Consider the following 11,754-nt stretch of genomic DNA (forward strand, 5'->3'; position numbering starts at 1 on the left):
GCCGGTTCCGGGCGGGCCCAATTGCATGCCGTACCTCAGGAAGAACACTCCGCGCGACTGCCGTCCACCCGGCAGCGGATTGCCTTCATCAGGCGGATAGCCCGCTCGTCGTAGACACCGTCCTCCAGTAACGACAGCCGCACCTCCCGCAACATCTTGTCGTACTCGGCCACGTCGTCTTCCGGCGGCAGCATCCACACGTCTTCGGGAATCTCTGACTCGGCCTGGGCAATGATGTCGTAGGCCTGATCGATCCGCTTGGCGGACTCGTCCCGCACCATCTGGCCGGCGTTGTCCGGGAAACGGTCACGATGGATGATGACCTGGAAGTTCATGTAGGCAAGGGCGTACTTGAACACGCCACCATTGGGGCTGACGCCCTTGTAGAGTTCCAGCGGGGTGTAGGCCACCGCCGGAGCGTAGGCCAGATCGACACTGCCGTTGTTGAACTTGCCGGCGAAGTTGGCGGAATTCGAGCCCACCACCGAGGCCCCCACGTGGCGCACCATACGCAGGGAGGCCTCGTCGAAATCCAGGGTAGCCACCTTCTTGCCCTGAAGTTCCTCCACGGTATCGATGGCACGATCACGGGTGTGCAGGTACACGGCACCGCCGGGGAACACACCGGCCACTTCGTAGTTGCCGTTGATCAGGAACTGGCGGGCGTTGGGCTGTGCCAGGGTATTGTAGAGCAGGCGCATTTCCTCTTCGCCGGGCACGGCGCCCATGGCTTCGAGACTGCCGGTGAAGCGGTTGAATTCCCGCGCCCGGGTGCCGGTCAGCAGGACCGCATCGCACTGCCCGGCCTTGAAGTCCTCGGCGGCCACTTTCTCATCGGTGTAGGCGCGAAGGTTCAGCTTGATGCCTTCACGCAGGGCAACCGGCTGAAACGTCTTGGTGATGGCGAACAGGGGACCGTTGGCGCCCACGGGGTCGAACACGCAGAAGCTGCGTTCCAGGGGTTGCTGGTCGGATTGTGCCAGGGCCGGCATGGCCAGGCTGGTCAGCAGAGCGGTCGCTGCAGCCGCCCGGCGCAGAGCTGTACGTGGTTTCACGGGGATTACTCCTGAGATTATTGTTGTGGGGCGCCGGGAGAGTCTGCCTTCACACCGGCGCCCGACATCCTTATTGGTTCGAGCCTAGATCGGCCAGGACAAGAATACGTTGGCACAGGTGCCTGGCTTCAAGGGCACTTAAGCAAAAATACAAGAATCTGTGACGAATTCGACAAGCGCCCCGTAACGCCTGCCTCATTCCTGTCTCGTGATCAGCCTTGGCAACGCCAGGCCTCACGACCGTCACACCAGGTCGAGCGAACCACACCGAACAGGTCCTGCTGCCGTATCGGCGCGTGCTTGCCGACCGACACCAGGGTCTGGTCGTCCGCCCGCCAGCAGGCTTGCGGATCGAACACACACAGATCCGCCACCGCCCCCTCGTCCAGGCTGGCCGCCCGGCCCAATACCGACGCCGGCCCGGCAGTCAGCGACCGGACCAGCTGTTGCTCGTCCAGTTCACCGTCCCGCACCAGGTGCAAGCCCATGGACAGCACACTCTCCACCGTGGACAACCCCGGCTCCGTGGCACCAACCGGAGCCTGCTTGGCCGCCGAATCGTGGGGCTGGTGCTGGCTGACAATGGCGCCGATGACACCCTCGCGAACCCCCGCCAGCAGCGCCTGCCGGTCGGCTTCGGTGCGCAACGGTGGCTGCACGTGGAAGCGGCTGTCAAACCCGGCCAGGGCCTCTTCGGTAAATAGCAACTGGTGCATCGCCACATCGGCGGTCACCGCCACGCCACGGCGCTGCGCCTCCGCCACCATGTCGACACTGCGGCCGCAGGACAGCTGGCTCAGGTGCAAACGTACGCCGGTTTCCTCCGCCAGCAGCAGCAGCTCCATCACGGCGGTGGTCTCGGCGACCTCGGGAATGCCCGACAGACCGAGGCGGGTCGCCACCGGCCCGTCGTGGGCATAGCCATCGGACGCCAGGGCGTCGTTAACCGGCGCCATCATCAGGGTGATGTCGTGGGTTCGGGCGTAGGCCATGCAGCGGCGCAGGATGCGGGCGTTGCTGACCGCCAACGAGCCATTGCCCAGGGCCACGCAACCGGCCGCAGCCAGCCCGGCCATGTCGCTCAGCAGCTCGCCCGCCAGCCCCCGGGTCACCGCCCCGACCGGCAGCACCCGGATCGGCGACTGGGCCTCGGCCACCTCGCGGATCATTCGGGTGACCGCGCTGGAATCGTTCACCGGCGAGGTCTGCGGCGAGGTGCACACGGTGGTAAAACCACCGCGGGCGGCGGCCCGGCTTTCGGATGCAATGTTGCCCTTCTGACCGTTACCCGGCTCCCGCAGGTTGCAGTTCAGGTCGACAAAGCCCGGTGTCACCGTGCAGCCACTGGCGTCAATGACCCGCTCGGCCTCGCCCTGCTCCGCCGCCGGGCCCACCGCCGTGATCCGGCCGTCGCGAATCAGCAGCGTCTGCTGCTCGCCGTCACGGGAGGCATCCAGCAGACGGCCGCCAACAATCCGGATACTGCCCTGTTGTCCGCTCATCACGCCGCGTCTCCCCCTTGCAGGTTACGTCCCCGTTCCGCCACCTGGCCACTCATCGCCATCGACATGACCGCCATGCGCACGGCGATCCCGTTGGTGACCTGGTTGAGGATCACCGACTGCGGCCCGTCCGCCACCGCCGACTCGATTTCCACCCCCCGGTTAATTGGGCCCGGGTGCATCACAATGCAATCCGGCTTGGCCAGGGCCAGCTTGTCCCGGCTCAGCCCATAGAGGCGATAGAACTCCCGCTCGCTGGGCAATAACGCCCCCTCCATGCGCTCCTTCTGCAGCCTCAGCATGATCACCACGTCCAGATCCCGCATGCCGCGGGCCATGTCGTATTCGACCCGGCAGCCCAGGCTCTCGACATCGCTGGGCAGCAAGGTCCCCGGGGCGATCACCCGGACCTCGGCCGCACCCAGGGTATTGAGGGCCCGAATCTGCGAGCGTGCCACCCGGGAGTGCAGGATGTCGCCGACGATGGCCACTCGCAGCCCCTCAAACCCGCCCTTGTGCTGGCGGATGGTGAGCATGTCCAGCATTGCCTGGGTGGGGTGGGCGTGGCGGCCGTCGCCGGCGTTGATGATGGCGACCCCCGGAGTGACCGACTCGGCAATGAAGTGCGGGGCTCCGCTCTGGGAATGACGCACCACGAACATGTCACTGGCCATGGCCTCGAGGTTAAGCAGGGTATCGGACAGGGATTCGCCCTTGGAGGTGGCCGAGGTGCTGATGTCCAGGTTGAGGACGTCCGCCGACAGCCGCTTGGCCGCCAACTCGAAGGTGCTTCGGGTGCGGGTGCTGGACTCGAAGAACAAGTTGACCACGGTCTTGCCCCGCAGCAACGGGACTTTCTTGATGGTGCGTTCACCCACTTCGATGAACGAATCGGCGGTGTCCAGAATGTCGGTCAACAGCGGCCGACCCAGGCCGTCCAGGGTCAAAAAATGCTTGAGCCGACCGTCCCCGGTCAGCTGCAGCGAATCGGAAGGGGGGTTGTGTACCGTCATAGTTTGCCTGTATCAGAGTGGTGCTGCCGCCTAGGCGTTCGCGTCCCGCATTTCCACACGCAGTGGGTCCGGCCCTCTCAGCTTGACGCGCTGGGACGCTGCCAGGGACAGTGACTGGGCCACCACATCGGGCTGGATTGGCAGCTCGCGGCTGCCCAGGTCAATCAGGGTGGCGAGGATGATACTCGCTGGGCGGCCATAATCGAAGATTTCGTTCATTGCCGCCCGAATGGTGCGGCCACTCATGATGACGTCGTCCACCAGGATGATGTCGCGGCCTTCCGTCTCGAACGGTAGATGGGACGGTTTGACCCTGGGGTTGAGGCCGATGCGGCTGAAATCGTCCCGGTAAAAGGAAATATCCAACTCCCCCAGGGGCTCGGTCAGGCCGAGCCGCTTGTGCAGCAGGTCGGCAATCCAGACCCCGCCGGTGCGGATGCCAATCAGTACCGGCGTGTCGACCCCGCGCCGGGCCAGCTGGTTGCGCAGCGCCTGTTCCAGCTCATCGAGCAACGAGTCCATATCTAGCAGTGCTGTCATTGCATCCTCGCGTCCGTGTTTCTATGTTGGGGGGCTCCGGCGGTCAACCGTCGACCGAGCGGCGCCGGTCCTGCTCCTGATTGAACCAGGTTTCCAGGATCAGCACCGCGGCCAGGTCATCGATGCCGTTGCGGCCAAAATCCTGCGCCCCACGCTCCGCCATCACCTCGCCCTTGGCCTCAAAGCTGGTGAGACGCTCGTCCACCATGGCGACCGGCAAATGAAACCGGCCATGGAGCCGCTTGCCAAACTTGCGCGCCCGGGCACACATGTCGTTCTCGGTGCCGTCCATATTGAGGGGCAAGCCGACCACCAGCTGATCCGGCCGCCATTCAGTGATCAGTTGACCTATCTGCTGCCAATCGGGAATGCCATCGCGGGCGGACAGGAGGGTGACCGGTCGGGCGGTGCCGAGCAATTCCTGCCCGAACGCCACGCCAATCCGGCGGGTGCCGAAGTCAAAGGCCAATACCTGGCGCTGGGACGACTCAGGCATGGCCCACCGATTCACTGAGCTGGTTCAGGTCAATGCCCATGCCGGCCAGCACCGCGGCGTACAGGTCCTGCCAGGGGGTATGGAACAGCAGGTCCGGGCTCGCCGGGCAGGTCAGCCAGGAATTGCTGGCCAGCTCGTCCTCAAGCTGGCCTTCGCCCCAACCGGAGTACCCCAGCGCCACCACAAAGTCCTCCGGACCGGTGCCCTCGCCGATCGCCTTGAGGATGTCCCGGGAGGTGGTCAGGGTCACGCCGCCGCTGACCGGCGAGGTACTCTGCCAGGTGGTACCGGGGTTGTGCAGGACGAACCCCCGCTCCGGCTGGACCGGCCCGCCCAGGAAGACCGGCAGTTCGAGATCGGCGCCATCCAGGTCCAACTGCTCCAGAATCTCGCCCAACTGGATATCCAGCGGCTGATTCAGTACCAGGCCCAGGGCGCCCTCGTCGGAATGTTCGCACAGGTAGATCACCGAACCGTGGAAACGGGGATCTTCCAGATAGGGAGAGGCAATCAGGAAATGATCGCGCAAGCTGTTGTCAGTCATTGTCGCCACCGTTATCCGGAACTCAGACCGCGGGGCTGGAAGGACCAGGTACGAATAATTTCAATCTCATCATTCTGCTCCCGCATTTTCTCGGTAAAGGGCGCAAACGGCGCCGCCAGCCGGACGATCCGGATGGCGGCATCGTCCAGTACCGTGCTGCCGGACGACTCCAGGATGGCCACTTCCTTAATTGTGCCATCCTTACGCAGAGATACCAGCATTCTCAGGGTTCCGTGAATGCCTTGGCGTCGCGCTTCCGCCGGATAGTTGATGTTGCCCACCCGGGTCACCTTGCTGATCCAGTTCTGCACGTACCAGGCGTTGTCCGACCGCAGGGTGGTGGCGGCGGTGACCCGCAGTACCCGCGGCTTACGGGCATAGGCCTGGCGCTGGGCATCGAAGCGGGCCTCCAGGCTGGCGATTTCCAGGCTGCGTTCCATCAGGCTCCTGCGCCGGCTGACCGGCAACGCCTCATCCGGCTCCCGGGCCTGCTCCGGTGACGCCACCCGACGGGTGCTGCGGCCCTGGGTCTGCACCACCTGGCGTTCGCTGCGGCGCGCCGGGGCCGTCTGCGAGGGGGGCACCGGTTGCACCGGCTGCTGGGCGGTATCGGGCACTTCCGCCGGCTGGGGACTGGTCAGCTCGCGGGCCTCGGCCTCGGTCCCGCTGCCCTGCTGGCTGGTCTGGGCCAGGAAATCCGCCTCGTCCGGCGCCACTTCATCGTCGAACTGGGACAGGGTGATCTCCATGGTCTGTGCCGACGATGACGGCGGCTCCGGAACAAAGGTAATGCCCAGAACCAACACCGCATGCACCGCCAACGCCATGAAGAGGGTGAAAGAAAAACGATCGAAATCACTGACCTGAACCGCCATGCTCGCTAGCTTTCCCGATTCCGCATGTTGTTCGCCAACGCCCCGGTTACCTCAGACGACGCTCGATGGCATCCAGCAACTGACCGGCGATGTCGATGCCGAAGGCCGCGTCCAGCTCCCGGATGCAGGTGGGGCTGGTGACGTTGATTTCGGTGAGGTAGTCGCCGATGACATCGATACCGACAAAGATCAGCCCCTTCTCCTTGAGCACCGGCGCCACGCGATCACAGATTTCCCGGTCGCGGGCGGTCAACTCGCGCCCCTCACCGCGGCCACCGGCGGCCAGGTTGCCCCGGTTCTCCCCCTGCGACGGAATGCGCGCCAAGGCGAAGGGAATGGGCTCGCCGTCGATCAGCAGGATGCGCTTGTCGCCGTCCCGGATCTCGGGCACGAACTTCTGCGCCATGGCCTGGTGGGCACCGTGGTTGGTCAGGGTCTCGATGATGACCCCCAGGTTGGCATCATCCTCCTTCACCCGGAAGATGGAGCGCCCCCCCATGCCGTCCACCGGTTTCATGATGACGTCCCGGTGCTCGGCGTAGAATTCCCGCAGGCGGCGCGCGGAGCGGGTGACGATCAGCGGCGGCGTGAGGTCTTCGAACTGGGTGGCAAACAGCTTCTCGTTGCAATCCCGCAGGGTGGCCGGGGGATTGACCACCAGCGCGCCCTGCTGCTGGGCGGCGTCCAGGATGTACGTGGCCATCAGGAACTCACGGTCCACCGGCGGATCCTGGCGCATCAGGATCACGTCCAGCTCCCCCAGGGCCCGGTCCTGGCTGGCACCGAAGCTGAACCAATCGTCCGGATTCCTGTGCACGGTGAGGTCGCGGGTGTGGGCCCGGGCCTGGCCACCCGACAGATACAGGTCCGGCAGCTCCATGTACTCAATCTGCCAGCCACGATTCTGGGCGGCCCAGAGCATGGCCAGCGAGCTGTCTTTCTTGTAGTGGATGGCTTCGATGGGGTCCATCACGATCCCGAGTCGAACGGTCATAGCGCCTCGTCAAATCGATTGTTGAAAACAGGAACCGGTCAGCAGAGCGATGGTCTTAATTGGTGCTATGCTGAGGTCACTGATGGTAGTTTACCCTTAATTCGATTGCACTGGGTTACTGGCCTTTTATCGGAACGTGAACCGAGGGGCATGGGTACAATTGGTCACAAACTTGTGCTTTTTCTCAGGCCATCGATACTCTATAAATAAGCGTGGCTTATAGAACACCGTTAAATTGTGTGTTAAAACCCTGAACCAAAATAATGACATCTTCGAGCGCAAGGCAGTTGCACAATGGATGACAACTTCGAAAATCTGAAGATCATGGTGATCGACGATAGCAAGACCATTCGTCGCACCGCCGAAACCCTTCTCAAGAAGGTTGGCTGTGAGGTCATTACTGCAACTGACGGCTTTGACGCTCTCGCCAAGATTGCCGATTCCCAGCCCGACATCATCTTTGTCGATATCATGATGCCCCGACTGGACGGCTACCAGACCTGCGCACTGATCAAGAACAACTCCGCCTTCAAGAAAACGCCGGTCATCATGCTCTCCAGCAAGGACGGCCTGTTCGACAAGGCCAAAGGCCGCATTGTCGGGTCGGATCAATACCTGACCAAGCCGTTCAGCAAAGACGAGCTGCTTAACACCATTCGCCAATACGTTCCGCAAGCGGAACAATAACGCCGACCGACGCCAAGAACTATTGAGGAAACCATGGCCCGTATTCTGATCGTTGACGATTCACCGACCGAGGTTAAGAAGATCTCCAGCATCCTTGAAAAACACAAGCACGAGGTGCTGACCGCCGACAATGGTGCCGACGGCGTAGCCAAGGCGCGCTCGGAAACCCCGGACCTGGTGTTGATGGACGTGGTCATGCCCGGACTCAACGGCTTCCAGGCCACCCGGCAGCTGACCCGGGCCCCGGAAACCGCCGCCATTCCGGTGGTGATCGTCACCACCAAGGATCAGGAAACCGACCGGGTGTGGGGCACCCGCCAGGGTGCCAAGGGTTACCTGGTCAAACCCGTGAACGAAGACGACCTGATCAAGACGATCAACAGTCTCATCGCCTGATCCCTCATCGTGGAGTAAGCATGTCCGCCCAGGCCGCCCCTTTTGCCGTTCTGACGGATATCGCCCAGCGCAGCCGCGCCATGGCCGCCGGCCTGCCAGAGCAGCAGGAAGCCATCGAACTGTGGAATGGCATCGGGTTTGTGCTGGCCGGGCAGAACTATGTCGCCCCCATGGGCGAAGTCGTCGAAATCCTCCACGTCCCCCGCTACACCCATGTACCGGGGGTTCGTGCCTTTATGCTGGGGGCCGCCAATGTTCGCGGCCGCCTGCTGCCGCTGATCGACCTGGCTCACTTCTTCGACCTGCCCCGCAGTTCCCGCAGCGCGCGGGAACGCCGGGTGTTGGTGATCGAGCAGGGCGATGTGTTCAGCGGCCTCGTGGTCGATGGGGTCGCCGGCATGCAGTACTTCGCGGCAGACAGCTACGTGAGCGATCCCCCGGGCGTCCCCGAGATTGTGCAGCCCTTCGTCCGGGGCGGCTACGAACGCAACGAAGAAAGCTGGAAGGTGTTCTCGACCGTGGAACTGGTCGGTGACGAGCGCTTTCTGGATGTTGCCCAGTGGTGATGACGATGGCAGGTGCATCACCCTCCACCCTTGAAAACCTCAGAACCTAACTTGCCGAGAAAAAAGGCCGGGAGCCAGAAGATGAAAAAAAGAGCCGGAAGTATCAGCATGGGTCAGGGCGGCAACAAGCTCGTCGCCGGCCTGATTGCCGCGCTGATCGCGTTGACCGTCCTGCTCGTTGTGGTCCTGTTCATCATCAACAGAGACAGCCAGAACGACCAGGAATACATTGCCCACACCTCTGAGCTCAGGGTGCTCTCCCAAGAGATCGCGAAGAACGCCACCGAGGCAGCTGGAGGGACTGAGGAGGCTTTCGACCAGCTGCGGCGTTCCCGTGACGAGTTCGCCAAGCTGTGGAGCTACCTCGTCGAAGGCAACCCGGAGACCGGCCTGCCCGCCAGTGAACTGGCTGTCAACAGCGGCGTACAGCAACACTGGAACGCCGTTCGCAGCAACGCCGACAACATTCTCTCCACCCAGGATGCGGTACTGGGCCTGCACGAAGTGGCGCAGACCCTGAACGAGACCATCCCGCAGCTGCAGGTGGAATACGACGACATCGTCCAGATCCTGCTGGACAACAACGCGCCGGCGGAACAGATCGCCCTGGCCCAACGCCAGTCGCTGCTGGCGGAACGGATCGTGCGCTCGGTCAACAACGTACTGTCCGGGGATGAAGACGCGGTCATCGCCGCCGACCGCTTCGGCCGTGACGCCAGCCTGTTTGGCCGGGTACTGCAGGGCCAGATGGAAGGCAACCCGGCCATGGGCATCTCCCGGGTGAACGACGAAGACGCCATCTACGGCCTGGAAGCGGTGGCCGAGCTGTTCGAGTTCGTGTCCCAGAACGTTGACGCCATCCTTGAAGCTTCTCCCGACCTCTTCAAGGTACGGACCGCCGCCAGTGACATCTTCCAGAACTCCCAGACCCTGCTGGACGACATCTCCCTGCTGTCCGACCAGTTCCGGAACAATGCCGGCTCCCGGCTGGTCGGCCCCACCCTCGCCTTCATGATCCTGGCGGTTATGATCGGCATCGTGATCCTGATCGGTATCACCATCTACCGGGAAGCCCAGGAGCGCCTGAGCACCACCCAGGAACAGAACGAACAGAACCAGAACGCGATCCTGCGACTGCTGGACGAGCTGGCCGACCTCGCCGACGGTGACCTGACCACCGAGGCCACGGTGACCGAGGACTTCACCGGTGCCATCGCCGACTCCATCAACTACGCGATCGACCAGATGCGCGGCCTGGTACAGGCCATTCGGGGCACCGCGGTACGGGTTTCCTCGGCCGCCCAGGAAACCCAGGCCACGGCGATGCACCTGGCGGATGCCTCCGAACACCAGGCCCAGGAAATCGCCGGCGCCTCCGCCGCGGTGAACGAGATGGCGGTGTCCATCGACCAGGTATCCTCCAACGCCGCCGAATCCTCCGCGGTAGCGGAACGGTCGGTAGCGATCGCGAAGAAAGGCGCGGAAGTGGTACAGAACACCATCCGCGGCATGGACAACATCCGCGAGCAGATCCAGGAAACCTCCAAACGGATCAAGCGACTGGGTGAATCCTCCCAGGAGATCGGTGACATCGTATCGCTGATCAACGACATCGCCGACCAGACCAACATCCTGTCCCTGAACGCCGCCATCCAGGCGAGCATGGCCGGTGACGCCGGCCGGGGCTTCGCGGTGGTTGCGGACGAGGTTCAGCGGCTGGCGGAACGTTCCTCCGCGGCGACCAAGCAGATCGAGGCGCTGGTCAAGACGATCCAGTCCGACACCAACGAGGCGGTTATCTCCATGGAACACACCACCGCCGAGGTGGTCCGGGGTGCCCGTCTGGCGCAGGACGCGGGTATCGCCCTGGAGGAAATCGAGAACGTATCGATGAACCTCGCGGAGCTGATCCAGAACATCTCCAACGCCGCCCGTCAGCAGTCCTCGTCGGCGGCGCACATTTCCAACACCATGAACGTCATCCAGGAAATCACCTCCCAGACCTCGTCCGGCACCAACGCCACCGCGAAGTCGATCGGGAACCTGGCAGAAATGGCATCCGAACTGCGGTCGTCGGTGGCGGGCTTCACCCTGCCGGAAGAGGAGCTGGCGGAAAGCGAGGTGGAGGAAGACAGCGACGTGCCGGTGGTGACCTGATCGTTGGGCGGAGGCAAGTGACGGTATATGGCTGCTACCCGCAACGACCTGTCGACCGCCTCCGGCACCTGGTCCCTGCACCGACTCCCGGACATGGACGAGGCGCAGTTCGACCAGTGGCAGACGCTGCTTGAACACCGGACCGGCATCACCCTGCCGGTCGAGCGCAAGTCGTTTCTCGAGACCAATCTCGGCATCCGCATGCGCGAGGTTGGTTGCGGCAGCTACCAGGCCTACTACGAGAAGGTCGTGTCCAGTCCGGAAGCCGTGGTCGAGTGGTCCACCCTGGTGGATCGACTCACGGTTCAGGAAACCCGCTTCTTCCGGGATCCGGATGCCTGCCGCCTGGTCTCCGATTACATCCTGACCCGCCCTCGCGATGTGCTGCGGCGGCGGCCACTGGAAGCGTGGAGTGTGGGCTGTTCCAGCGGGGAGGAACCCTACTCCCTGGCGATGCTGCTGAACGAAAGCATGGAACAGTTGGCTCTGCCCCCGCTGTTTGGGGTGACCGGCTCGGACATCAGCAAACCGGCCATCGCCCGGGCCCAACGGGGCCTGTTCAATGCCCGCAAGTTACTGGGCATGGATGAGACATTGACATCGCGGTATTTCCGCCCGGCCGAGCAGAATTCCGTGAAGATAGTGGACAGCATCCGGGAGCGGGTGTGTTTCACCAGACTGAATGTGCTGGATCTCAAACACGCTCCGATGCACGGCATGAACATCATTTTCTGCCAGAACCTGCTGATTTATTTCCGTCGCTGGCGGCGACGAGAGATTGTGAAGCATCTTGCAGAGCGACTGGCACCCGGGGGATTACTGGTCCTCGGCCAGGGTGAGCTGACCGACTGGCAGCCACCCGGGCTGCAACGAGTCCCCTCGGAGAAGGTACTGGCGTGGATACGACGTCAGTCTGACGAAGAATAACC

At 63.2% G+C, this 11,754-nt stretch carries 13 protein-coding genes; 5 read left to right on the plus strand and 8 right to left on the minus strand.

Annotation, left to right across the window (positions count from 1 at the left end):
• Window positions 1-35: 35 nt before the first annotated feature.
• The 8 genes from R3175_RS12705 to gshB form a co-directional block, all read right to left on the minus strand.
• Window positions 36-992, minus strand: coding sequence for a putative solute-binding protein (locus R3175_RS12705; protein WP_318944734.1), 957 nt, complete (start codon window positions 990-992; stop codon window positions 36-38).
• Between the two features lie 275 nt (window positions 993-1,267).
• The gene (locus R3175_RS12710; RefSeq protein WP_318944673.1) at window positions 1,268-2,557 is read right to left on the minus strand and encodes a dihydroorotase; all 1,290 of its coding nucleotides are present in this window, start codon (window positions 2,555-2,557) and stop codon (window positions 1,268-1,270) included.
• Window positions 2,557-3,570: an aspartate carbamoyltransferase catalytic subunit gene (locus R3175_RS12715; RefSeq protein WP_318944674.1), complete on the minus strand. Its 1,014-nt coding sequence runs from the start codon at window positions 3,568-3,570 to the stop codon at window positions 2,557-2,559. The genes R3175_RS12710 and R3175_RS12715 overlap by 1 nt, the downstream gene beginning before the upstream one ends.
• A gap of 30 nt (window positions 3,571-3,600) precedes the next feature.
• On the minus strand, window positions 3,601-4,110 hold the full coding sequence (pyrR, locus tag R3175_RS12720) for a bifunctional pyr operon transcriptional regulator/uracil phosphoribosyltransferase PyrR (RefSeq protein WP_318944676.1): 510 nt from the start codon (window positions 4,108-4,110) through the stop codon (window positions 3,601-3,603).
• 43 nt (window positions 4,111-4,153) lie between these two features.
• Window positions 4,154-4,606, minus strand: a complete 453-nt coding sequence (ruvX, locus tag R3175_RS12725; protein ID WP_318944678.1) for a Holliday junction resolvase RuvX — start codon at window positions 4,604-4,606, stop codon at window positions 4,154-4,156.
• On the minus strand, window positions 4,599-5,150 hold the full coding sequence (locus R3175_RS12730; RefSeq protein WP_318944680.1) for a YqgE/AlgH family protein: 552 nt from the start codon (window positions 5,148-5,150) through the stop codon (window positions 4,599-4,601). Before R3175_RS12730 ends, ruvX begins: the two co-directional genes overlap by 8 nt.
• A gap of 11 nt (window positions 5,151-5,161) precedes the next feature.
• Window positions 5,162-6,025: an energy transducer TonB gene (locus tag R3175_RS12735; RefSeq protein ID WP_318944681.1), complete on the minus strand. Its 864-nt coding sequence runs from the start codon at window positions 6,023-6,025 to the stop codon at window positions 5,162-5,164.
• Between the two features lie 46 nt (window positions 6,026-6,071).
• Window positions 6,072-7,019, minus strand: a complete 948-nt coding sequence (gene gshB / locus R3175_RS12740; protein ID WP_318944682.1) for a glutathione synthase — start codon at window positions 7,017-7,019, stop codon at window positions 6,072-6,074.
• 294 nt (window positions 7,020-7,313) lie between these two features.
• Here gshB and pilG point away from each other — a divergent pair, with 294 nt between their 5' ends.
• The 5 genes from pilG to R3175_RS12765 all read left to right on the plus strand — a co-directional run bounded on the left by pilG (window position 7,314) and on the right by R3175_RS12765 (window position 11,752).
• Window positions 7,314-7,706 carry a twitching motility response regulator PilG gene (gene pilG / locus R3175_RS12745; protein WP_227173238.1) on the plus strand — a complete coding sequence of 131 codons (393 nt, stop codon included), beginning with the start codon at window positions 7,314-7,316 and terminating at the stop codon, window positions 7,704-7,706.
• A 33-nt stretch (window positions 7,707-7,739) separates the two neighbouring features.
• Window positions 7,740-8,102 (plus strand): twitching motility response regulator PilH, encoded by a 363-nt coding sequence (gene pilH / locus R3175_RS12750; protein WP_318944683.1) that lies wholly within the window; start codon window positions 7,740-7,742, stop codon window positions 8,100-8,102.
• A 20-nt stretch (window positions 8,103-8,122) separates the two neighbouring features.
• Window positions 8,123-8,668 carry a chemotaxis protein CheW gene (locus R3175_RS12755; protein WP_318944685.1) on the plus strand — a complete coding sequence of 182 codons (546 nt, stop codon included), beginning with the start codon at window positions 8,123-8,125 and terminating at the stop codon, window positions 8,666-8,668.
• A gap of 81 nt (window positions 8,669-8,749) precedes the next feature.
• Complete coding sequence (locus R3175_RS12760) at window positions 8,750-10,825, plus strand: methyl-accepting chemotaxis protein (RefSeq protein ID WP_318944686.1); 2,076 nt, start codon at window positions 8,750-8,752, stop codon at window positions 10,823-10,825.
• Between the two features lie 27 nt (window positions 10,826-10,852).
• Window positions 10,853-11,752, plus strand: a complete 900-nt coding sequence (locus tag R3175_RS12765) for a protein-glutamate O-methyltransferase CheR (protein ID WP_318944687.1) — start codon at window positions 10,853-10,855, stop codon at window positions 11,750-11,752.
• The last annotated feature ends 2 nt before the right edge of the window (window positions 11,753-11,754 follow it).

It is taken from the genome of Marinobacter sp. (assembly GCF_033722735.1).
Classification (GTDB): Bacteria; Pseudomonadota; Gammaproteobacteria; order Pseudomonadales; family Oleiphilaceae; genus Marinobacter.